General features: G+C 38.1%; 34 protein-coding genes. 1 reads left to right on the top strand and 33 read right to left on the bottom strand.

Translation table 11 applies throughout. The features are described from left to right. Positions 1 to 94: 94 nt before the first annotated feature. The 33 genes from carA to rpsL form a co-directional block, all read right to left on the bottom strand. Positions 95 to 1,207 (bottom strand): glutamine-hydrolyzing carbamoyl-phosphate synthase small subunit, encoded by a 1,113-nt coding sequence (carA, locus tag RM706_RS13015; RefSeq protein WP_311352242.1) that lies wholly within the window; start codon positions 1,205 to 1,207, stop codon positions 95 to 97. A gap of 174 nt (positions 1,208 to 1,381) precedes the next feature. Then, positions 1,382 to 1,879, bottom strand: coding sequence for a 50S ribosomal protein L17 (rplQ, locus tag RM706_RS13010; protein WP_311352240.1), 498 nt, complete (start codon positions 1,877 to 1,879; stop codon positions 1,382 to 1,384). Between the two features lie 62 nt (positions 1,880 to 1,941). Then, positions 1,942 to 2,934, bottom strand: a complete 993-nt coding sequence (locus tag RM706_RS13005; RefSeq protein ID WP_311352238.1) for a DNA-directed RNA polymerase subunit alpha — start codon at positions 2,932 to 2,934, stop codon at positions 1,942 to 1,944. Between the two features lie 18 nt (positions 2,935 to 2,952). Continuing rightward, on the bottom strand, positions 2,953 to 3,558 hold the full coding sequence (gene rpsD, locus RM706_RS13000; protein WP_311352236.1) for a 30S ribosomal protein S4: 606 nt from the start codon (positions 3,556 to 3,558) through the stop codon (positions 2,953 to 2,955). Positions 3,559 to 3,661: 103 nt separating this feature from the next. Further along, on the bottom strand, positions 3,662 to 4,054 hold the full coding sequence (gene rpsK / locus RM706_RS12995; protein ID WP_311352234.1) for a 30S ribosomal protein S11: 393 nt from the start codon (positions 4,052 to 4,054) through the stop codon (positions 3,662 to 3,664). Positions 4,055 to 4,066: 12 nt separating this feature from the next. Beyond that, positions 4,067 to 4,441 (bottom strand): 30S ribosomal protein S13, encoded by a 375-nt coding sequence (gene rpsM, locus RM706_RS12990; protein WP_311352232.1) that lies wholly within the window; start codon positions 4,439 to 4,441, stop codon positions 4,067 to 4,069. A gap of 2 nt (positions 4,442 to 4,443) precedes the next feature. Next, positions 4,444 to 4,560 (bottom strand): type B 50S ribosomal protein L36, encoded by a 117-nt coding sequence (gene ykgO / locus RM706_RS12985; RefSeq protein ID WP_013305171.1) that lies wholly within the window; start codon positions 4,558 to 4,560, stop codon positions 4,444 to 4,446. A gap of 1 nt (position 4,561) precedes the next feature. Further along, a complete protein-coding gene (gene infA, locus RM706_RS12980; RefSeq protein WP_008613577.1) occupies positions 4,562 to 4,777 on the bottom strand; it encodes a translation initiation factor IF-1 in 216 nt (71 codons plus the stop codon). A 3-nt stretch (positions 4,778 to 4,780) separates the two neighbouring features. Next, positions 4,781 to 6,124, bottom strand: coding sequence for a preprotein translocase subunit SecY (gene secY / locus RM706_RS12975; protein ID WP_311352225.1), 1,344 nt, complete (start codon positions 6,122 to 6,124; stop codon positions 4,781 to 4,783). Positions 6,125 to 6,134: 10 nt separating this feature from the next. Next, a complete protein-coding gene (gene rplO, locus RM706_RS12970; RefSeq protein ID WP_311352224.1) occupies positions 6,135 to 6,587 on the bottom strand; it encodes a 50S ribosomal protein L15 in 453 nt (150 codons plus the stop codon). Between the two features lie 13 nt (positions 6,588 to 6,600). Continuing rightward, a complete protein-coding gene (gene rpmD / locus RM706_RS12965; RefSeq protein WP_311352222.1) occupies positions 6,601 to 6,780 on the bottom strand; it encodes a 50S ribosomal protein L30 in 180 nt (59 codons plus the stop codon). 5 nt (positions 6,781 to 6,785) lie between these two features. Continuing rightward, entirely contained in the window at positions 6,786 to 7,310 is a 525-nt protein-coding gene (gene rpsE, locus RM706_RS12960; RefSeq protein ID WP_311352220.1) for a 30S ribosomal protein S5, read from the bottom strand. 8 nt (positions 7,311 to 7,318) lie between these two features. Then, complete coding sequence (gene rplR / locus RM706_RS12955; RefSeq protein ID WP_311352218.1) at positions 7,319 to 7,672, bottom strand: 50S ribosomal protein L18; 354 nt, start codon at positions 7,670 to 7,672, stop codon at positions 7,319 to 7,321. A gap of 13 nt (positions 7,673 to 7,685) precedes the next feature. Beyond that, positions 7,686 to 8,228 carry a 50S ribosomal protein L6 gene (gene rplF / locus RM706_RS12950; protein ID WP_311352216.1) on the bottom strand — a complete coding sequence of 181 codons (543 nt, stop codon included), beginning with the start codon at positions 8,226 to 8,228 and terminating at the stop codon, positions 7,686 to 7,688. A 26-nt stretch (positions 8,229 to 8,254) separates the two neighbouring features. Then, complete coding sequence (gene rpsH / locus RM706_RS12945) at positions 8,255 to 8,653, bottom strand: 30S ribosomal protein S8 (protein ID WP_311352214.1); 399 nt, start codon at positions 8,651 to 8,653, stop codon at positions 8,255 to 8,257. Between the two features lie 22 nt (positions 8,654 to 8,675). Next, positions 8,676 to 8,945 (bottom strand): 30S ribosomal protein S14, encoded by a 270-nt coding sequence (gene rpsN, locus RM706_RS12940; protein ID WP_311352212.1) that lies wholly within the window; start codon positions 8,943 to 8,945, stop codon positions 8,676 to 8,678. 1 nt (position 8,946) lies between these two features. After that, positions 8,947 to 9,498 (bottom strand): 50S ribosomal protein L5, encoded by a 552-nt coding sequence (gene rplE, locus RM706_RS12935; protein ID WP_311352210.1) that lies wholly within the window; start codon positions 9,496 to 9,498, stop codon positions 8,947 to 8,949. Between the two features lie 2 nt (positions 9,499 to 9,500). Next, positions 9,501 to 9,812 carry a 50S ribosomal protein L24 gene (gene rplX / locus RM706_RS12930; protein WP_311352207.1) on the bottom strand — a complete coding sequence of 104 codons (312 nt, stop codon included), beginning with the start codon at positions 9,810 to 9,812 and terminating at the stop codon, positions 9,501 to 9,503. Between the two features lie 12 nt (positions 9,813 to 9,824). Then, a complete protein-coding gene (gene rplN, locus RM706_RS12925; protein WP_311352205.1) occupies positions 9,825 to 10,193 on the bottom strand; it encodes a 50S ribosomal protein L14 in 369 nt (122 codons plus the stop codon). A gap of 2 nt (positions 10,194 to 10,195) precedes the next feature. Next, positions 10,196 to 10,459, bottom strand: coding sequence for a 30S ribosomal protein S17 (rpsQ, locus tag RM706_RS12920; RefSeq protein ID WP_311352203.1), 264 nt, complete (start codon positions 10,457 to 10,459; stop codon positions 10,196 to 10,198). Positions 10,460 to 10,472: 13 nt separating this feature from the next. Further along, positions 10,473 to 10,664, bottom strand: coding sequence for a 50S ribosomal protein L29 (rpmC, locus tag RM706_RS12915; RefSeq protein WP_311352202.1), 192 nt, complete (start codon positions 10,662 to 10,664; stop codon positions 10,473 to 10,475). Between the two features lie 14 nt (positions 10,665 to 10,678). Then, entirely contained in the window at positions 10,679 to 11,101 is a 423-nt protein-coding gene (gene rplP / locus RM706_RS12910) for a 50S ribosomal protein L16 (protein ID WP_311352199.1), read from the bottom strand. Between the two features lie 20 nt (positions 11,102 to 11,121). Continuing rightward, positions 11,122 to 11,838: a 30S ribosomal protein S3 gene (gene rpsC, locus RM706_RS12905; protein WP_311352197.1), complete on the bottom strand. Its 717-nt coding sequence runs from the start codon at positions 11,836 to 11,838 to the stop codon at positions 11,122 to 11,124. Position 11,839: 1 nt separating this feature from the next. Continuing rightward, positions 11,840 to 12,253, bottom strand: coding sequence for a 50S ribosomal protein L22 (gene rplV / locus RM706_RS12900; protein ID WP_311352195.1), 414 nt, complete (start codon positions 12,251 to 12,253; stop codon positions 11,840 to 11,842). Positions 12,254 to 12,256: 3 nt separating this feature from the next. After that, the gene (gene rpsS / locus RM706_RS12895; RefSeq protein WP_311352193.1) at positions 12,257 to 12,535 is read right to left on the bottom strand and encodes a 30S ribosomal protein S19; all 279 of its coding nucleotides are present in this window, start codon (positions 12,533 to 12,535) and stop codon (positions 12,257 to 12,259) included. A gap of 12 nt (positions 12,536 to 12,547) precedes the next feature. Further along, entirely contained in the window at positions 12,548 to 13,372 is an 825-nt protein-coding gene (rplB, locus tag RM706_RS12890) for a 50S ribosomal protein L2 (protein ID WP_311352191.1), read from the bottom strand. A gap of 9 nt (positions 13,373 to 13,381) precedes the next feature. After that, the gene (gene rplW, locus RM706_RS12885; RefSeq protein WP_311352189.1) at positions 13,382 to 13,672 is read right to left on the bottom strand and encodes a 50S ribosomal protein L23; all 291 of its coding nucleotides are present in this window, start codon (positions 13,670 to 13,672) and stop codon (positions 13,382 to 13,384) included. Positions 13,673 to 13,679: 7 nt separating this feature from the next. Then, on the bottom strand, positions 13,680 to 14,309 hold the full coding sequence (gene rplD / locus RM706_RS12880; RefSeq protein WP_311352187.1) for a 50S ribosomal protein L4: 630 nt from the start codon (positions 14,307 to 14,309) through the stop codon (positions 13,680 to 13,682). A gap of 4 nt (positions 14,310 to 14,313) precedes the next feature. Then, a complete protein-coding gene (rplC, locus tag RM706_RS12875; RefSeq protein ID WP_311352185.1) occupies positions 14,314 to 14,931 on the bottom strand; it encodes a 50S ribosomal protein L3 in 618 nt (205 codons plus the stop codon). A 155-nt stretch (positions 14,932 to 15,086) separates the two neighbouring features. After that, a complete protein-coding gene (gene rpsJ, locus RM706_RS12870) occupies positions 15,087 to 15,392 on the bottom strand; it encodes a 30S ribosomal protein S10 (protein ID WP_007094989.1) in 306 nt (101 codons plus the stop codon). 10 nt (positions 15,393 to 15,402) lie between these two features. Continuing rightward, entirely contained in the window at positions 15,403 to 17,529 is a 2,127-nt protein-coding gene (gene fusA, locus RM706_RS12865) for an elongation factor G (protein ID WP_311352171.1), read from the bottom strand. Positions 17,530 to 17,537: 8 nt separating this feature from the next. Beyond that, positions 17,538 to 18,014, bottom strand: coding sequence for a 30S ribosomal protein S7 (gene rpsG / locus RM706_RS12860; RefSeq protein WP_311352169.1), 477 nt, complete (start codon positions 18,012 to 18,014; stop codon positions 17,538 to 17,540). A gap of 26 nt (positions 18,015 to 18,040) precedes the next feature. Continuing rightward, on the bottom strand, positions 18,041 to 18,415 hold the full coding sequence (gene rpsL, locus RM706_RS12855; protein ID WP_031445118.1) for a 30S ribosomal protein S12: 375 nt from the start codon (positions 18,413 to 18,415) through the stop codon (positions 18,041 to 18,043). A gap of 908 nt (positions 18,416 to 19,323) precedes the next feature. Here rpsL and RM706_RS12850 point away from each other — a divergent pair. Then, positions 19,324 to 22,629 (top strand): SusC/RagA family TonB-linked outer membrane protein, encoded by a 3,306-nt coding sequence (locus RM706_RS12850; RefSeq protein WP_311352161.1) that lies wholly within the window; start codon positions 19,324 to 19,326, stop codon positions 22,627 to 22,629.

Here is a 22,629-nt window from a genome sequence, read left to right as displayed (position 1 = left end):
TTTAATTGGACGAAGATACGAAAGCGGTACTTTTTAACTTCATGATTTTAGTCATAAAACGTCAAAAAATAACCAAAAGATAAACTACAACGTTTTAGTTAGCGCTAGCCTTTATAGCCTCAAAAAATTCATCAAATAGATAATCCGCGTCATGTGGCCCAGGGCTGGCCTCTGGATGGTATTGTACAGAGAAAACATTTTTGTATTTCATTTTAATTCCAGCAACGGTTTGGTCGTTCAAATGTGTATGTGTAATCTCTAAATCTGGATGTGCTTCAGTTTCTTCTCGATTAACAGCAAAACCGTGGTTTTGAGAAGTAATCTCTCCTTTACCCGTCATTAAATTTAAAATTGGATGGTTGATTCCACGGTGACCATTGTGCATTTTATAAGTCGAAACGCCGTTGGCCAATGCCAATACTTGGTGCCCTAAACAAATTCCGAAAAGTGGTTTATTCTCCTTCAATATTTCTTTTGTGGTCTCAATGGAGGCAGTTAATGGCTCAGGGTCACCTGGGCCATTTGATATAAAATAAGCATCAGGATTCCAATCTGACATTTGTTCCTTCGATGCATCAAACGGGTACACTTTTATATAGGCGTCACGTTTGGCCAAATTTCTTAGTATGTTTTTTTTAATTCCAATGTCTAAAGCTGAAATTTTATATTTGGCATTCTCGTCTCCGTAAAAATAGGGCTCTTTTGTAGAGACTTTTGAGGCAAGTTCCAGACCCTTCATACTTGGTACTTGCTTTAGCTCTTCTTTTAATGCTTCAATAGCGTCAACTCTTGTTGATATGACCGCATTCATCGCACCATTATCTCGAATATAGCTTACTAGGGCACGAGTGTCTACATCTGAAATTGCTAGCAAATTATTATTCTCTAAAAATTCAAGTAGACTTAAATTCGCACTTGGCCTTGAATAATTATAGCTAAAGTTCTTAACTATTAAACCCGCTATTTTAATAGAATCCGACTCTACTTCATCAGCATTAGTTCCATAATTACCAATATGGGCGTTAGTAGCAACCATTAGTTGACCATAATACGAAGGATCGGTAAAAATCTCTTGATAGCCCGTCATCCCAGTATTAAAACATACTTCTCCAAAGGCTGTCCCTTCTCGTTCACCAACGGCCTTTCCATAAAAAATAGTTCCGTCCTCTAATAATAAAAGTGCTTTCTTTCTTGTTTGATACTTCATACGCTAAGTAAACTACCTTTGGCAAAGCTGCAAGGCATAGGTTATAAACTAATTCTAGACTGAGGATATACCCCAACCAAATCTCGATTATCGAGTAAAATTTCACAAAAAAACATAAAAAAAGGATACGTTTTAGCGTATCCTTTTAACTATTATAAACTAGTAATTAACATACTATTCCTCAGAGTCATCAACTTTAGCTTCAGCTACTGGAGCCGTTTCTACTTTTTTAGACCCTCCTCTTCTACTTCTACGAGTAGATTTCTTTGCAGACTTGCCTGTATTATATACCTCATTGAAATCAACAAGCTCAATCATTGCCATATCCGCGTTATCACCTAGTCGATTACCTAACTTGATAATACGTGTATAACCGCCTGGTCTATCACCGACCTTATTAGCAACTTCGCCAAACAATTCGGTAACCGCATATTTATCTCTCAAATTACTAAAAACTATTCTGCGATTATGAGTGCCTTTTTCAGTAGTTTGATTGTTTTCAGATTTTGACTTTGTAATTAACGGCTCAATAAACTGCTTTAAAGCTTTTGCTTTTGCAACAGTTGTATTGATTCTTTTATGCTCAATTAGGGAGCAGGCCATATTAGCCAACATTGCCTTTCTATGAGCAGCCGTTCTACCTAAATGGTTAAATTTCTTTCCGTGTCTCATGTTTCTATTTTATCATCTTGCTTCCATACTCGTACAATTAACGAGGAGCAAAATATGATTGATTAATCCTTATCTAATTTGTATTTGGCCAAATCCATTCCAAACTGCAGTCCTTTGTTGATTACCAACTCCTCCAATTCAGTCAATGATTTCTTACCAAAGTTTCTAAACTTCATCAAGTCATTCTTGTTGAAAGATACCAAATCACCTAAAGTATCTACTTCAGCAGCTTTCAAACAGTTCAATGCACGTACAGATAAGTCCATATCAACTAATTTGGTTTTCAATAGTTGACGCATGTGCAATGATTCTTCATCATAAGTCTCAGTTTGAGCAATTTCATCAGCTTCAAGAGTGATACGCTCATCAGAAAATAACATGAAGTGGTGAATCAAAACTTTGGCGGCCTCTGTCAATGCATCTTTAGGATGAATAGAGCCATCAGTTACAATTTCAAAAACCAATTTTTCGTAATCGGTCTTTTGCTCTACCCTAAAGTTTTCAATACTGTATTTTACATTCTTTACAGGTGTGTAAACTGAGTCGACAGCAATACTACCAATAGGTGCATTAGATTTTTTATTTTCTTCTGCAGGAACATAACCACGACCTTTTTCAATAATCACTTCAAGATTTACCGAAACTTTTGGGTCCATGTTACATATTACCAAATCAGGATTCAATACTTGGTATCCTGAAATGAACTTTTGAAAATCTCCAGCAGTCAATTGTTCTTTTCCGCTCACGGAAACAGATACAGTTTCGCTTTCAACATCATCTATTTGTCTTTTGAAACGAACTTGCTTTAAGTTCAAAATCATTTCGGTAACATCTTCGACAACGCCCGGGATAACAGAAAACTCATGTTCAACCCCGTCCATTCTAACCGATGTTATTGCAAAGCCTTCTAATGAAGAAAGTAGTACTCTTCGTAATGCATTGCCAACAGTCAATCCATAGCCAGGTTCCAAGGGACGAAATTCAAATTTTCCCTCGAAATCTGTCGAGTCTATCATTATAACTTTATCGGGCTTCTGAAAATTAAGTAATGCCATGTGGATTAGTGTTGTTTTTTATTTAGAATATAACTCGACGATTAACTGCTCTTTGATGTTCTCAGGAATCTGAAGTCTTTCAGGAACCGCAACAAATGTGCCTTCCTTCTTTTCATTATTCCATGTAATCCATTCATAAACGCTGCTATTATTAGCAATGGAATCATTAATCGCTTGAACCGATTTTGATTTTTCTCGAACACCAACAACATCGCCGGCTTTTAGTGAATAAGATGGAATATTTACCAACTGACCATTCACTGTAATATGTCTGTGAGATACTAATTGTCTTGCCCCGCTTCTAGTTGGTGAAAGACCCATTCGGTATACCACATTATCTAATCGAGACTCGCATAACTGCAAAAGAACTTCACCGGCAACGCCTTCTTTTCTCTTTGCTGCAGCAAACAAATTTCTAAATTGTTTTTCTAAAATACCGTACGTGTATTTTGCTTTTTGCTTTTCCATTAACTGGACAGCATATTCTGATTTTTTTCCACGACGACGGTTGTTACCGTGTTGTCCTGGAGGATAATTTTTCTTTTCGAAGGCTTTATCGTCTCCGAAAATTGCCTCGCCGAACTTACGAGCGATTTTTGACTTTGGTCCTGTATATCTTGCCATTTTCTAAGTTTATGAAAGTGTGATTATGAATTAAGGCTTATCCTTCGATAATCTTCTGTACACCTTCTTGTGAAAATCCGCCAAAGGCGAACCATATTATTAATTATACTCTTCTTCTCTTGGGGGGTCTACAACCATTGTGTGGCATTGGAGTAACATCAATGATTTCAGTTACTTCAATTCCTGAATTATGAATAGAACGAATTGCAGATTCTCGTCCATTACCTGGTCCCTTAACATATACCTTAACTTTTCTTAGACCAGCTTCATGAGCAACTTTGGCACAATCTTCTGCTGCGACTTGAGCAGCATAAGGAGTATTCTTTTTAGAACCTCTAAAGCCTAATTTACCAGCTGAAGACCATGAAATTACATCTCCCTTTTTGTTGGTCAAAGAAATAATGATATTGTTGAAAGAAGCAGTGATATGAGCTTCTCCATTGGAATCAACTATAACTTTACGTTTTTTTGTCGTTTTAGTACTTGCCTTTGCCATAATACCTAACTATTATTTAGTTGCTTTTTTCTTGTTAGCAACTGTTTTACGCTTTCCTTTTCTTGTCCTAGAGTTATTCTTGGTACGTTGTCCTCTTAACGGCAAACCAGATCTATGACGAATACCTCTATAACATCCAATATCCATTAGACGCTTGATGTTCAATTGGGTTTCTGAACGAAGCTCACCTTCTATGGTATAAGAAGATACTGCCTCACGAATTTTACCAATTTCATCATCATTCCAATCTGAAACCTTAGTATCCTCGCTTACACCAGCTGCTGTTAAAATTTCTTTGGCACGGCTCTTACCAATTCCGAAGATATAGGTAAGTGCAATTACACCTCGCTTTTGTTTTGGTATATCTACTCCTGCAATTCTTGCCATAACTACCCTTGTCTTTGTTTAAATCTAGGATTCTTTTTGTTGATTACGTATAATCTGCCTTTTCTGCGAACAATCTTGCAGTCGGCACTTCTTTTCTTTACTGATGCTCTAACTTTCATCTTAGTATCTATATGTAATTCTTGCTTTGGTCAAATCGTATGGGCTCATTTCAAGTTTTACCTTGTCACCAGGAAGGAGCTTAATGTAATGCATACGCATCTTTCCTGAAATATGAGCAGTTACTACGTGACCATTTTCTAATTCAACTCGAAACATTGCATTTGACAGCGCTTCGATAATTGATCCATCTTGTTCTATTGCTGGCTGCTTTGCCATAAACTATGCTACTTTTCTATTTTTTCCGGTTTTCATCAAACCATCATAATGTCTATTCAACAAATAAGAATTTACTTGTTGTACGGTATCAATAGCAACACCTACCATAATTAGTAGTGATGTACCTCCATAAAACAGTGCCCATCCTGCCTGCACATCCATCAGCTTAACCACCACAGCTGGCAATACTGCCAACAAAGCCAAAAATACAGAGCCAGGAAATGTAATCAATGACATGATTTTATCTAAATAATCTCCTGTTTCCTTACCCGGTCTAATTCCAGGGATAAAGCCTCCGCTTCTTTTTAAATCATCCGCCATTTTGTTCGTTGGAACAGTAATGGCCGTATAGAAATAGGTGAAGATTATAATCAAGACTGCAAAAAGGATATTATATGCCAAACCAAAAATATCAGCAAATTGAACTTCCATCCATTGTCCAACAGCAGTTTCATTAAAAGTCCTTCCAATCAAACTTGGCGCGAACATAATCGCCTGAGCAAATATGATTGGCATTACTCCAGAAGCATTCAACTTTAATGGAATATACTGTCTTGATCCCATTACATTCTTTTCATATCCACCAGAAGCAGTTCTTCTTGCATATTGAACTGGAATTTGACGTGTAGCCATGACCAATAGCACACTTGCCAAAATCACCAAGAACCAAATAATAACTTCAATCAAAATGAACATTAATCCACCTGTGTTATTCGTCGTTCTTGAAATAAATTCTTGGACAAAAGACTGTGGCATGGTAGCGATGATACCAATCATAATCAATAAAGAAATACCGTTTCCGATTCCTTTATCTGTAATCTTTTCACCCAACCACATTGCAAATACACAACCTGTTACCAAAATAATAACCGCCGGAACTATAAAATCCAAACCTTTGCCAAGAATGAATGCACTATCAGGAACACCTAATGCTCCTAATCCATATAAATAGGCCGGTGCTTGAACAATACAAATAGCAATCGTCAACCATCTTGTTATTTGGTTTTTAGTTTTTCTACCACTTTCACCTTCTTTATCAAGTTTCTGAAGATATGGTATTGCTATACTCATTAATTGAACCACAATTGAAGCAGAAATGTATGGCATGATACCCAAAGCAAAAACCGATGCATTTGCAAAGGCTCCGCCAGTAAAAGCGTTTAGAATACCCAAAATACCATCACCTGCGTTAGCAGATAGGTTTGCCAATTGAGTCGTATCAATACCTGGAAGAACCACCTGCGCACCAAAACGATACACCAACAAAAGACCAAGCGTGATTAAAATTCGCTGTCTTAGTTCTTCAATTTTCCAAATATTGGATATGGTCTCAATAAATTTCTTCATAATGCTATTATTATAAACTTATTGCTTCGCCGCCTGCGGCCTCAATTGCCGCCTTAGCAGTAGCAGTAAATTTATGTGCTGAAACTTTAAGTTTTGCTTTCAATTCGCCTCCACCTAAAATCTTAACCAATTCGTTTTGTCTAACCAACCTGTTTTCAACCAAAGTATCAAAAGTGATTTCACCTTTCACAACTTTGTTATCTACCAAACCTTGAAGTTTATCTAGGTTTACCCCTTGATACTCTTTGCGGTTGATATTTTTGAAACCAAACTTAGGCACACGTCTTTGTAAAGGCATTTGACCACCTTCAAATCCGATTTTCTTTGAATAACCAGACCTTGACTTGGCCCCTTTATGTCCTCTTGCTGCAGTACCACCTTTACCAGAACCCTGACCTCTTCCAAGGCGTTTTCCGTCACGATTTACTGCTCCTTCTGCTGGTTTTAAATTACTTAAATCCATTTGTATAATTTCTTTAAGCTTCCTCAGTGGAAACCAAGTGTTCAACTTTTTTTATCATTCCAAGAATATTTGGCGTAGTTTCATGTTCAACTACTTGACCAATTTTCTTAAGTCCCAATGCTTCAAGAGTTCTCTTCTGATTTTGAGGTCTCTTAATGGCACTCTTTAATTGCTTTACTTTAATCTTCGCCATTATTCTTATCCTTTAAAAACTTTTTCTACACTAATCCCTCTTTGCTTAGCTACAGTATGAGCGTCTCTTAGTTGTAATAAAGCATCAAAAGTTGCTTTTACAACATTATGAGGATTTGAAGAACCCTGAGATTTTGAAAGTACGTCATGCACTCCAACGGCCTCTAATACCGCACGGACTGCTCCACCAGCAATAACTCCAGTACCTTGAGATGCAGGTTTAATAAATACTCTAGCACCGCCAAACTTGCCCTTTTGCTCGTGTGGAAGTGTAGCTTTGTTCAAAGGAATTCTCACCAAATTTTTCTTTGCATCTTCAATTGCTTTTGCGATAGCAGTAGCAACTTCTTTAGATTTACCTAAACCATGACCTACAACACCATTCTCATCTCCAACAACAACAATTGCTGAAAAACCAAATGCCCTACCACCTTTAGTAACTTTAGTTACCCTTTGTACGCCTACTAGACGGTCTTTCAATTCTAAACCACCTGGTTTAACGATTTCAACATTTTTATAATTCTGGTACATAATATGATTTAGAATTTAAGTCCTGCTTCTCTGGCACCTTCAGCCAATGATTTTACTCTACCATGATATAAGTTTCCACCTCTGTCAAAAGCTACAGTCTCTATACCTGCTTTCTTAGCTTTTTCAGCAATCGCTTTACCTACAGCATTTGCCACTTCAGTTTTAGTGCCTTTAGCATCTATACTTTTATCTCTTGAAGATGCTGAAGCAAGTGTGTTGCCACTATTATCATCTATCAATTGGACATATATTTCTTTGTTGCTACGAAAAACTGACAATCTTGGTCTAGTTGCAGTGCCAAAAGAAACTTTTCTGATTCTTCTTCTGATTCGTAGTTTTCTGTCTGATTTTGACAATATCATAATCCTATACTTATTAAGCTGATTTACCTGCTTTTCTTCTTATTTGTTCACCGACAAACCTGATACCTTTTCCTTTGTAAGGTTCTGGCTTGCGGAAAGCTCTGATTTTAGCGGCTACTTGACCAACTAATTGCTTGTCATGTGATGTCAATTTCACAATTGGGTTCTTTCCTTTTTCAGATACTGTTTCAATCTTTACTTCCGGAGCGATATCCATAACAATATTATGGGAGAATCCTAGTGCCAAATCCAATTTTTGTCCTTGATTGCTGGCTCTGTAACCTACACCAACCAATTCCAATTCTTTAGTCCATCCTTTAGACACACCTTCAACCATATTCAAAAACAACGATCTATAAAGACCATGCTTTGCTTTATGCTCTTTAGAATCAGAAGGTCTTTTAACCATCAAACTTCCATCTTCCATGGCTACCTCAACACCAGAAAACTCCTGTGTTAATTCACCTAGCTTGCCTTTAACAGTAACCAAGTTTTCGTTAACTTCTATGGTCACTCCCTCAGGAACTGCGACTGGATTATTACCTATTCTAGACATTTATCTAAACTTTTCTTAATTGTACATTAATAAACGTAGCACAAAACCTCACCACCTACATTCTCTTGTTTGGCTTGTTTGCTTGTCATAACTCCATGAGAAGTTGAAACAATAGCAACACCTAAACCATTCAATACTCTTGGCAAAGTTTCAGAACCTGTATACTTTCTAAGACCAGGCTTACTAACACGCTGTAATTTTTTAATTACTGGTTCCTTAGTAAACTTGTCGTATTTCAAAGCAATTTTAATATTACCTTGAACAGAATCGTCTTCGAACTTATAGCTCAAAATATAACCTTGGTCAAAGAGAATTTTTGTCATCTCTCTTTTCAAGTTGGAAGCAGGGATATTAACCACCCTGTGTCCAGCTCTACTGGCGTTACGAATTCTTGTTAAATAATCTGATATTGGATCTGTAAGCATTTCTACTACTCTTTAATTCTGTTTACCAACTAGCTTTTTTAACCCCAGGAATCAATCCTTGATTGGCCATTTCTCTAAAAGTTACCCTTGAAATACCGAATGTTCTCATGTAACCTCTTGGTCTACCTGTAAGTTTACAACGGTTACGCATACGTACTGGAGATGCATTCTTTGGTAATTTTTGTAAAGCATCATAATCACCTGCCTCTTTCAAAGCTTTACGCTTTTCAGCATATTTGGCTACGGTTTTTGCCCTTTTTCTTTCGCGGGCTTTCATTGATTCCTTGGCCATATTAGTTCTTTTTAAAGGGTACTCCCAATTCGGTTAATAATGATTTTGCCTCTTTATCTGTATCGGCAGATGTCACAAACGTGATATCCATACCGTTAATTCTATTGATTTTGTCAATATTGATTTCAGGGAAGATAATCTGCTCAGTTACACCAAGACTGTAATTACCCCTTCCGTCAAAGCCAGTTGCTTTTATTCCTTGAAAATCTCTAACACGAGGCAATGCAGTAGTTATCAAACGATCTAAAAACTCATACATTCTTTCCCCACGTAAAGTGACTTTTGCACCAATTGGCATTCCTTTACGCAACTTAAAAGCGGCAACATCCTTTTTAGACATTGTCGATACAGCTTTTTGACCTGTAATCATAGTCAACTCGTCAACCGCATGGTCAATCAACTTTTTATCCGCCACAGCTGCACCAACCCCTCGGCTCACTACAATTTTCTGTAGCTTAGGCACTTGCATTACGTTTTTATATCCAAATTCTTCAGAAAGTGCTTTCACAACACGTTCTTTATATTCTTGCTTTAATCTTGGAATGTAACTCATAACTAGATTATTTCTCCAGATTTTTTAGAAACTCGAACTTTTTTACCCTCTCTTACTTCGTAGCCTACTCTTGCTGCTTCACCTTTTGAATCAACCAAAGCCAAATTTGAAATATGAATAGGAGCCTCTTTTTTCACAATACCACCTTGAGGGTTTTTAGCACTTGGTTTCTCGTGCTTAGAAACCATATTGGCTCCCTCAACAATAGCTTTATTCTTTTCAGCATCAACACGCATCACCTTACCCTCAGTACCTTTATGGTCACCAGCGGTAATTACAACGGTATCTCCTGTTTTTATTTTCAACTTTATCATCTTCTCAATCAATTACAGAACCTCTGGGGCCAATGATACAATTTTCATAAACTGTCTGTCACGCAATTCCCTTGCCACAGGACCAAATACCCTTGTTCCTCTCATTTCGCCTGTTGGGTTCAACAATACACAGGCATTGTCATCAAAACGGATATAAGAACCATCAGGTCTTCTGACTTCTTTCTTCGTTCTAACAACCACTGCAGTAGAGACAGATCCTTTTTTAACTCCGCCGTTAGGTGTAGCTTCTTTTACGGTAACCACAATCTTATCTCCGACAGAAGCATATCTTCTTTTTGTTCCTCCAAGTACGCGAATGGTAAGCACCTCTTTAGCACCTGTATTATCCGCAACCTTTAATCTAGATTCTTGCTGTAACATAATTATTTAGCTCTTTCAAGGATTTCAACCAATCTCCAACATTTCGTCTTACTCAATGGTCGGGTTTCCATAATTTTTACGGTATCGCCTTCATTGCAATCATTTTTTTCATCATGTGCAACGTACTTTTTGGTCTTCAAAACGAATTTACCGTACATAGGATGCTTTACACGCTTAACCTCAGACACCACAATGGACTTCTCCATTTTGCTGCTAGTAACAACGCCAATCCTCTCTTTTCTTAAATTTCTTACTGTTTCTTCCATAAGGCCGAACCCGTTATTGTAATTCCCTTTTAGTTAACTCTGTTGCCAATCTCGCCACCGTTCTTCTGGTCTTTCTTATCTGCATCGGATTTTCAAGTGGTGTTACTGAATGCGCCACTTTTAAATCTGCATATTCCTTCTTAGTCTCAGCTAATTTTTGCTGAAGCTCTTCAACCGATAGTTCCTTTATTTCTGCTTGTTTCATCTCTAATCAGTTTATTAAGCTGCGTCGTAATCTCTTGCGACGATAAATTTTGTTTTTACAGGCAATTTCTGTGCAGCTAGCCGTAATGCTTCTTTAGCAACATCATGAGGCACACCAGCTACCTCAAACATGATTCTACCTGGTTTTACGACTGCCACAAAATATTCAGGAGCACCTTTACCTTTACCCATACGTACTTCCAAAGGCTTTTTTGTAATAGGCTTGTCTGGAAAAATTTTAATCCATAACTGACCCTGCCTTTTCATATATCTTGTTGCAGCAATACGAGCAGCTTCAATCTGACGAGAGGTAATAAAATGAGAATCCAAAGACTTGATACCAAACATTCCATTAGAAAGCTGGTGACCACGCTGTGAAAGTCCCTTCATACGTCCCTTCTGGGCTTTGCGAAATTTTGTTCTTTTAGGCTGTAACATCTTACCTTTTCTTTACCTTATTATTTTCTACGACGTTGTGGTCTCTTTCCACCATCTTTCTTACCACCTTTGTTGCCCGTAGACAAACCTACTAGTGGAGACAACTCTCGCTTACCATATACCTCACCCTTCATAATCCATACTTTAATACCTAATCTTCCATAGGTAGTATGTGCTTCAACCAATGCATAATCGATATCTGCTCTGAATGTTGATAATGGAATTCTACCATCTTTATACGACTCAGAACGTGCCATTTCAGCTCCGTTCAAACGTCCAGAGATTTGAATCTTGATTCCCTCGGCATTCATGCGCATTGCTGCTGCAATAGCCATTTTGATAGCTCTTCTGTAAGAGATTCTGCTCTCAATCTGTCTTGCAACACTAGCTGCTACCAAATGGGCATCAACTTCTGGTCTCTTGATTTCATGAATGTTGATCTGAACCTCCTTATTGGTAATCTTTTTTAACTCTTCTTTCAACTTATCGACCTCTTGACCACCTTTACCAATAATTATACCCGGTCTTGCCGTAGTAATAGTGATGGTAATCAATTTTAGGGTTCTCTCAATAATAACTCTAGAAACACTTGCTTTTGCTAAACGAGCATAAACATACTTTCTAATCTTATCGTCTTCTGCCAATTTATCTCCGTAATCGTTTCCACCATACCAGTTGGATTCCCATCCCCTGATAATTCCTAAGCGATTTCCTATCGGATTGGTTTTCTGTCCCATATTATGCTTTAGCTTCTGTGTTATTGTTAGCGCCCAAAACCATTGTTACATGATTTGAACGTTTTCTAATTCTATGCGCGCGGCCTTGCGGAGCCGGTCTTAATCGTTTCAACATTGTTCCACTATCAACACGAATTTCCTTGACAAATAAGTCCGCATCTTCGATACTTCCTTCTTCATTCTTAGCTTCCCAATTCGCAATTGCAGAAAGTAAAAGCTTTTCTAATTTTCTAGATGCTTCTTTAGGATTGAACCTTAAAATTGCCAATGCCATTTCAATATTCTTTCCTCTTACCAAATCAGCAACCAAACGCATTTTACGCGGCGAAGTTGGGCAGTTGTTCAACTTAGCAAAAGTCAAATCCTTTTTCTCTGCCTTAATTCTTTCAGCCATTTGTTTTTTACGAACTCCCATAGCTTACTTTTTACCTTTATTTTTAGCACCTGCATGTCCTCTAAAAGAACGCGTAGGTGAAAATTCTCCTAATTTGTGACCCACCATGTTTTCAGTTACATAAACAGGAACAAATTGTCTTCCGTTATGCACAGCTATAGTCTGACCAACGAAGTCAGGTGAAATCATAGAAGCTCTTGACCAAGTCTTGATGACAGTTTTCTTTCCTGACTCAATATTCCCTTGAACTTTTTTTTCTAAACTATGATGGATGTAAGGTCCTTTTTTTAATGAACGTGCCATTTACTTTTTCTTTTATTTCTTTCTACGTTCGACGATGTATCTATTGCTATCCTTTGTCTTAGAACGAGTTCTAAATCCTTTCGCAGGAATACCATTTTTAGATCTTGGGTGCCCTCCAGAAGATTTACCTTCACCACCACCCATTGGGTGATCAACAGGGTTCATTACTACTGGTCTAGTTCTAGGTCTTCTGCCTAACCATCTACTTCTACCAGCTTTACCAGAAACCAATAATTGGTGATCTGAGTTAGAAACAGCTCCAATAGTAGCTAAACAATTAGATAAAATCAATCTTGTTTCACCGGATGGTAATTTGATAGTAACAAATTTTCCATCTTTAGCCATCAACTGTGCAAATGTGCCAGCACTTCTTGCTATAACGGCGCCCTGACCAGGACGAAGTTCGATACAAGAAATTATTGTTCCCAAAGGGATGTCGCTTAAAAACAGTGCATTCCCTATTTCAGGAGCAGCTTTAGCGCCAGCAGTCACTTTTTGACCCACTTGTAAACCATTTTGGGCAACAACATATCTCTTCTCCCCGTCCTTGTACTCTATTAGAGCAATAAAAGCGGTTCTGTTTGGATCGTACTGGATTGATTTTACTTCAGCAGAAACTCCCTGCTTATCTCTTTTAAAATCAATAACACGATACCTTCTCTTATGACCACCACCTCTATGGCTTACGGTCATCTTCCCTTGACTGTTTCTACCACCCGACTTTTTTAACGGAGCGAGCAAGCTCTTCTCCGGCTTATCAGTAGTAATCGCGTCAAATCCGTTTACTACTCTAAAACGCTGTCCAGGTGTGATTGGTTTTAATTTTCTAACTGACATTACTCGTCTTTATAGATTACTGTAAAAATCAATGATATCTCCTTCGGCTACATCAACGATTGCCTTTTTACGGGAATTCGTTTTTCCGTGTTGAATACCGGTCTTGGTGTATCGCGTGCGACGCTCAGGACCATAATTCATTGTTCTAACCTTTTCAACTGAGACGCCATAAGCAGTCTCTACAGCTTCTTTAATCTGCAATTTGTTGGCCTTTGGGTCAACATAGAAACCATAACGATTGAAAAGCTCGCTATCAGCGGTCATTTTTTCCGTAATGATTGGCTTTATCAACACACTCATTTGCTACTTATTTACTTAGATTAGATTCAATTCCTTCTACCGCGCTTTCCAAAAGCACTAAGCTTTTGGCATTCAAAATTTTGTAAGTGCTTAATTCTGAGTTTTTTACAACCTCAGAGCCTCTCAAATTTCGCGACGACAAATATAGGTTATTATTCGAGTCTCCCAATACGATTAAGGACTTTTTGTTTTCAATGCCCAATGACTTCAAAACATTTGCAAAATCTTTAGTTTTAGGTGCTTCAAAATTAAAGTCTTCAACAACCAATAAAGCTTTATCTTTTGACTTTAAACTTAGGGCCGACTTGCGAGCCAAACGCTTGACATTCTTATTCAATTTCTGAGTGTAATCCTTAGGTCTTGGCCCAAAAATTCTACCTCCACCTCTAAAAACCGGAGATTTAATACTACCAGCTCTCGCGGTACCTGTTCCTTTTTGCTTTTTAATCTTTCTGGTACTACCAGCGATTTCAGCTCTCTCTTTTGACTTGTGAGTACCCTGTCTTTGGTGCGCCAAATACTGCTTAACATCTAAATAAATGGCATGTTCATTTGGTTCTATCCCGAATACATCTTTAGAAAGTTCAACCTTTCTACCTGTATCTTTTCCTTTAATATCTAAAACTGCTACTTTCATTACCTTACTTTTCTACGGTTACGTAAGCATTTTTATGACCTGGTACAGCCCCCTTAACAACAATAATGTTCTTTTCAGCAACCACCTTTAATACCCTCAAATTTTGCACGGTAACTCGATCGCCACCCATTCTGCCGGCCATTTTCATTCCTTTAAATACTCTTGCAGGATATGAAGCAGCACCAATTGAACCCGGAGCTCTTAATCTGTTGTGCTGACCATGTGTAGCTTGACCGACACCGGCAAAACCATGTCTTTTAACAACACCTTGAAAGCCTTTACCTTTTGATGTTCCAATAACATCAACAAACTCTCCTTCTTTAAAAAGGTCAACGCCTACCGTGTCACCTAATTTAAACTCACCTTCAAAATCACGGAACTCAACGACTTTCTTCTTTGGAGAAGCACCTGCTTTCTTAACATGACCTAACTCGGCCCTGTTTGCACGTTTTTCTGCCTTGTCATCGAAACCGAGTTGAAGAGCACTATACCCGTCTACCTCTTCGGTTCTGACTTGGGTAACCACACATGGCCCAGCTTGAATGACGGTACATGGAATATTCTTTCCATTCTCGTCAAAGATGCTGGTCATGCCGATTTTCTTTCCTATTAACCCAGACATAATCTATTTGTATTAACTATTTAATTTTATCTATTTACCAACTTAATGGCATTAAAAAAGGGTCAAGAAAAATGGTTGACCCAAATTTTTTCTTTCACCGTTTTTCCCTCGCACGCAGCTCAGGACATGTCACCCTTTTCTAAGGGCGTGCAAACTTACACTTTTATTTCGACTTCCACACCACTTGGCAGCTCTAATTTCATTAAAGCATCAATTGTCTTGGAAGAAGAACTATAAATATCCAATAAGCGCTTGTAAGAACTTAATTGAAATTGCTCTCTAGATTTTTTGTTCACGTGTGGTGAACGCAAAACTGTAAAGATTTTCTTGTGTGTAGGTAATGGAATTGGACCAGTAACCACAGCACCTGTTGTTTTTACTGTCTTAACAATCTTTTCAGCAGATTTATCCACTAAATTGTGATCGTAGGACTTCAACTTTATTCTAATTTTTTGACTCATTCTTCTAAATTTATGATGGCGTACCTACCGCTGCTTTAATTACCTCTTCAGAAATATTACTTGGAGTTTCCGCATAATGAGAAAATTCCATAGTTGATGTTGCTCTACCTGATGACAATGTTCTTAAAGAAGTAACATAGCCGAACATTTCAGATAATGGAACTGTTGCTTTGATAACCTTGGCACCAGCACGATCAGACATATCGCTAACCTGACCTCTTCTTCTATTAAGGTCACCAACAATATCACCCATGTTTTCTTCGGGTGTAAGCACTTCCAACTTCATAATGGGCTCCATGATAACTGCCTTCGCAGCTTTCGCGGCAGCTTTATAACCTAGCTTTGCAGCAAGTTCAAAAGACAACTGATCAGAATCCACATCGTGATATGAACCATCAGTAAGTGTTACTTTCATGGCATCCATTTCATATCCAGCTAATGGACCATTCTGCATCGCCATTTTGAAACCTTTCTCAACCGACGGAACGAATTCTTTAGGAACGTTACCACCTTTAATTGAAGAGATAAACTCCAGACCTGTTTTACCTTCTTCAGCAGGCTCTAATGTAAATACGATGTCAGCAAATTTACCACGACCACCAGATTGCTTTTTATAAACCTCTCTATGGTTCGCAGTTTGTGTAATGGCCTCTTTGTACTCCACTTGAGGTTGACCTTGATTGACATCAACTTTAAATTCTCGACGCAATCTATCAACAATAATATCTAAGTGAAGCTCACCCATACCAGATATAATAGTCTGCCCGGACGCCTCATCAGTTTTTACCTGAAATGTTGGATCTTCTTCAGCCAATTTCGCCAAAGACATCCCCAATTTATCAACATCAGCCTTAGTTTTTGGCTCAACCGCAATACCAATTACAGGATCAGGGAAGTCCATACTTTCCAATACAATTGGATGTTTTTCATCAGACATGGTATCACCAGTCTTAATATCTTTGAATCCTACTGCAGCTCCAATATCTCCTGCTTCAATGAAGTCGATAGCATTTTGCTTATTGGAATGCATTTGATAAATACGAGAGATCCGCTCTTTTTTACCTGAACGATTGTTCAAGATATATGAACCCGCATCTAAACGACCAGAATATGTTCTAAAGAAAGCCAAACGACCTACGAACGGATCCGTCGCAATCTTAAAAGCTAATGCAGAAAAAGGCTCTTTTACATCAGGTTTTCTAGAAATCTCATTACCGGTATTTGGGTCAGTCCCAATAATATCATCCTTGTCTACAGGAGAAGGCAAATATCTACATACCGCATCCAATAAAAACTGAACTCCTTTGTTTTTGAATGAAGAACCACATATCATAGGAATGATAGCTCTATCCATAACCGCAGCTCTCAATGCAGCATGAACTTCTTCTTCAGTGATAGAATCTTCATCTTCGAAGAATTTTTCCATCAAGTCTTCATCATATTCCGCAACTGCTTCAATCAAGGCACCTCTATACTCCTTAACCTCCTCTTTCATTTCCTCAGGAATGTCAATCACATCAAAAGTGGAACCAAATCCCTCTTCATGCCATACAATTGCTCTGTTTTTAGCAAGATCAACAATACCTTTAAAGTCAGCTTCCTCGCCAATAGGCAATACAATCGGCACAGCATTTGAGCCCAACATGTCTTTAACCTGTTTGCAAACCATCAAAAAGTTAGACCCTTGTCTATCCATTTTGTTCACAAAGCCAATACGAGGTACTTTATAGTTATCGGCTAATCTCCAGTTTGTTTCTGATTGAGGCTCAACACCATCAACAGCACTAAATAAGAAAACTAAACCATCTAAAACACGGAGTGAACGATTTACCTCAACCGTAAAATCAACGTGACCAGGGGTATCGATAATATTAAAATGATATCCTTTAGCATCAGCAGTCGGCTTACCATTTTCAGTAGGAAAGTCCCAGGTGCAGGTTGTAGCTGCAGAAGTAATTGTAATACCACGTTCCTGCTCTTGCTCCATCCAATCCATAGTGGCTGCACCATCATGCACCTCTCCTATTTTATGACTAACACCGGTATAGAACAAAATACGCTCTGTAGTTGTAGTTTTTCCAGCGTCAATATGCGCTGCAATACCAATATTCCGTGTAAATTTTAAATCTCTTGCCATTTCGGTTACTAAAATCTAAAGTGGGAAAATGCTTTATTTGCTTCGGCCATCTTGTGAGTATCAACTCTTTTCTTGACCGCAGCGCCTTCTTCTTTTGCAGCTGCTAAAACCTCTGCAGCTAATTTTTGCGCCATAGATTTTTCATTCCTCTTACGAGCATAAAGAATCAACCACTTCATTGCAGTCGAAATTTTACGATCTGGACGTATTTGCATAGGTATCTGAAATGTTGCCCCGCCCACTCTTCTACTTCTCACTTCTACGTGCGGCATTACATTTGACAATGCATCCTTCCAAAGCTCCAATGCAGTTTTTTCCTCGTCAGTATTTTTTTCATCCACAATATCAATTGCATCATAAAATACCTTAAAGGCAACGGATTTCTTTCCGTCCCACATCATCATATTTACAAAACGTGTCACCAATTGATTACCAAATCTTGGATCTGGTAATAATGGTCTTTTCTTTGCCTGTCTTTTTCTCATCGTTTCTTACTAAAAGTCTTTAAAAATTACTTTTTAGGGCGTTTAGCTCCATACTTAGACCTACGTTGGGTTCTACCCGCAACTCCAGCGGTATCTAATGCTCCACGAACGATGTGGTATCTAACTCCTGGCAAATCTTTTACCCTTCCACCTCTTACCAATACTATCGAATGCTCTTGGAGGTTATGCCCCTCTCCAGGAATATAAGCGTTAACTTCTTTACCGTTGGTCAACCTAACCCTAGCAACTTTTCGCATTGCTGAATTTGGTTTTTTAGGCGTAGTAGTATAAACACGCGTACAAACTCCCCTTCGTTGTGGGCAAGAATCCAAAGCGGCCGATTTACTCTTCTTGGTAATTGTGACCCTTCCTTTTCTTACTAATTGTGAAATTGTTGGCATTAATATCTTTCTTAAAAATCAAAAACCCCATTTTTTGGGGCTGCAAATGTAGTAATATTTAAGTATAATTCAAACCCATAAAAGGTTATTTTGAAAATTGTTTTTGGAATTCGTAAAAAAGCTATCTAAATGCGTCTTTAACTTTAGAAATAAATCATAGTCAGTCAACTCGTCTTGATATTCCAAGGTCTATAATCAAAATATGCCGCTATTATATATAAGGTATAAATATATTCTGCTAGGTCAATCTTTTCTTTTTAAGTTTCACATATAACAAAGGAACACATAACTCATTACAACAAAAAAATGTATAGCTCAGTATTATATTAAAATATATTAAGAGAAGAATTTTATAATAAAGCCTTCACACATTAATTTTATTCCTTTTAAAAAAATTGTGCCTTTTTTTCAAAGAGCATACTTACAACACCCCATTTCAAATTCTCCTCCGCTATCAACAAAAAAATGTTTATTCAGGTTTCTAGTTTTAAACCTTATATTATTTGTGGTTCCTTAATTTAAATATCACAAAAACCAGACTTTTACAACACATCAAATTTTATTGCTTTTTTATTTACATCATTAAAAAGCAAAATATCCTGATAAAGTAAACGCTACATTTTTTGAATGGACATTAAATCAAAATCAACAAACAACCGTATGTTTTTATCATTTCATATTAATCTTATAGGCATAAATTAAAACATGTGCAATTTTTCCTTCAATTAACACAATAATATGAAGATTTAACAATATACTGGAATCCCAATTGCAGCCTCATTAATTTATTGAGCATAATTTGATATATGGTTAATATTTGTCGGGAGTGTGAAATTTTAGTGAAATTAGTTTGGATTATTAACATGAAATTATGATTTTAGCGGCTAGCTAATTCAAATAATTTAAAAATGAGAACAAAACTAAATGGAATCTTAACGCTGTTATTGGCGTTTGTCGTGCACTTATCGTTTGCACAAGACAAGACGATTTCAGGTACAGTTACAGACACGGATGGTCTGCCTTTACCTGGGGTCAACATTGTCGTAGAAGGTACTTCCAATGGTACCCAAACAGATTTTGATGGAAATTATTCAATTACTGCGAGCTCAGGCCAAAGCCTTTTGTTCACGTATATTGGGCAAAGAGATGTCAGAAGAACTGTAGGTGCCGGAACTACCATAGATGTACAAATGGAAGAAGATGCGCAGGCACTTGAAGAGGTAGTTGTAACTGCTTTGGGTATTAAAAGAGAAAAGAAAGCTTTGGGTTATGCCGTAGCAGAGGTAGGCCAAGAAGCTTTGGAAAGTAGGTCAACTGGAGATGTTGCTAGAGTCCTTAACGGTAAGGTAGCTGGATTACAGATTACCAACCAAAGTGGTTTAGCAGGTTCTGGTACCAATATAGTTATTCGTGGTTTGAGTTCCTTCAGTGGTAGTAACCAAGCTCTTTTTATTGTAGATGGTGTGCCATTCAATTCTAACACTAGTGCAGTATCAGCATCAACGAACGTTGCTGGTGGGCAGGATGATAACAGAAATAGTTTTCTAGAAGGTAATTCTGGATCCAGTAGATTTTTAGACTTGGATCCTAACTCTATTGAAAGCGTTAACGTACTTAAAGGTCTGGCTGCTGCCAACTTATATGGTTCCTTGGGACGTAATGGGGTGATTTTGATTACTACAAAAGGTGGTAGTAGTGCTGGTCAAGGACCTAGTAAAAATGAAATTACGGTCAATAGTTCTTTCTTTTTTGATGAAATTTCTAATTTACCAGATTACCAAAACGAATTTGGTAACGGGGGTGATCAATTGTTTCAACCTTTCTTCAGTAATTATGGTTCAAGCTTTAGCAGGGGCAATGTGGCGAGTTTTGAAAACGACCCAGGTGTAGATAATGCTACCCAGACCATACCGCACCCTTTTTCTCAATTCAATAGTGCGGCTTTAAGAGACGCTTTTCCTGAATTTCAAGATGCACGCTTAGGGTATCAACCTTATCGAAGTGTAGAAGGGTTCTTTAAAAGAGGTACTACTGCATCGACGAACATCAACTTTAGAAAATCTTCGGACGATGGTAAAACTTCATTTAACCTAAACTATGGTAATTTGCAGCAAAAAGGTTTTACACCGGGCAATAGCTTAACCAGAAATACTTTTGGTGTAGGAGGTAGAGCGGAACTAAACAATAAATTTAGCGTTAATGGTACCATTAACTTTGCACGTACCGCATTTAAATCACCTCCAGTAGCTGCAGCTACAGGTGGTACTGCTGCGGGTCAACAGAGTTCCTCACTATTCTCGAATCTATTTTTTACACCACGTAGTGTGGATTTGTTAGGACAACCCTTCCAAAACCCAATTACTGGAGGAAGTGTATATTATAGAACTGGTAATGATATTCAAAATCCTTTATGGACAGTGAACAATGCCGGAGTGACCCAAGATACTAATCGTGTTTTTGGTCAAGCACAGCTTGCCTATGCGATTAATGACAACCTGAACCTGTCTTACAGAGCTGGTTTGGATTTCTCTTCAGAGTTGAACTCTAACTTTCAAAACAGAGGAGGCGTTGATGGTGGAGCTCGTTTACTATCGGGTGTGTATCAAACATTCACCAATGACAATACCATCTTTGATCACAACTTAGTTTTGACCGGCCAATATGATTTGACCAGCAAAGTAGGTTTAAATTTTACTACGGGGGCTACCTCCAGACGTGAATTATTTGAAAGAAATGGTGCCAACAGTGATGGTCAACAAGTTTTTGGGGTGTTAAGACATTTTAACTTCGCCAATACACAACCCATTCAGTTAACAACTGAACGAAATATTGTAGGAGTATATGCCCAAACTGAAGTTGATTATGATGACTGGGTATTTTTAACTCTAGCCGGCCGTAACGATTGGGTATCTAATTTTGACAAGTCGAATAGAAGTATCTTCTATCCAAGTGCAAGTATTTCTATACTACCTACGCAAGTTATCGATGGTCTAAAAGGTAAAGCTTTAAGCTACCTTAAACTTAGAGGTGGTATCGGAACTTCTGCGAACTTCGAAACACAATCTCCTTTCCCCGTCGCTACAGTGGTTAACCTTGATGTACAAGAATTTCAAGATGGTGGAGGAAACAACTTGATCAGTCAACGACTAGGGGCTACGCTTGGTAATCCCAATCTTGAGCCTGAAACCTTGCAGGAGATAGAAGTTGGGCTTGAATCTAGATGGTGGGACAACCGCATCAATTTGGATGTTTCACTATTTACTAGGGTAACTTCAGATTTGATCATACAACAGCCTTTAGATCCGGCTACGGGTTTCACACAGACGAACACCAATATTGGAGAGGTTACCAACGATGGTATCGAAGTAGCTTTAGGCGTGGATGTCTTTAGAGCCAAGAACCCAGGAGGTTTTAGTTGGAATTCTTCTGTGAATTTCACTGCACTTGATCCCGTGGTTACCGATTTAGGACAGGACACAGAACAAATTGTCTACTCAGGTTTTAGTAACCTTGGGAACGCTGCTATCACAGGAGAGCCTTTAGGTGTCTTATTTGGAACTCGTATAGAACGAGATGATGATGGCAATTTAATTGTTGATTCTAGGGGAGATTATCAATCTGCGACCGAAGATGGTATCATTGGAGATCCAAACCCTGACTTTACAGCTAACTTCATAAACAGTGTGTCTTATAAAAACTTTAGTTTGAACTGGCAATTGAGCTACCAGCAAGGGGGCGATATCTCTTCTGCAACAATTGGTACTTTATTGGCAAGGGGTGTTACAACGGATACTGAAGATCGATTGGGGTCGTTTATCTTACCTGGTGTTAATGTAGTTAGAGATGGCGATGGAAACATTACATCAAGTACACCAAATACAACGCAGATAAGCGGGTTTGATTTATATTTCCGAAATCTTTCTGGATTTTTTGGGAAACGAGAAGCTGCAGTTTATGATGCTACGCACATTCGTTTGCAGGAAGCTTCCTTTTCTTATGCGTTGCCAAGTAAATTCTTGGACAGAACACCTTTTGGGAGTTTAACATTTACTGTATCGGGACGTAACTTGTTCCTTCACACATTCAATATGCCTGAGGGTATTAACTTTGATCCTAACGTGAACGGTTTAGGTGTTGGTAACGGATCTGGTTTCGACTTTTTGGCAGGGCCTGCTTCCAGAAGCTACGGATTTGGAGTTAAGGCAACGTTTTAA

It is taken from the genome of Croceitalea rosinachiae (assembly GCF_031846445.1).
GTDB classification, from domain to species: Bacteria; Bacteroidota; Bacteroidia; order Flavobacteriales; family Flavobacteriaceae; genus Croceitalea; species Croceitalea rosinachiae.
The sequence above is the reverse complement of the archived record's forward strand: the minus strand, read 5'-3'. Positions and strand labels throughout refer to the sequence as shown.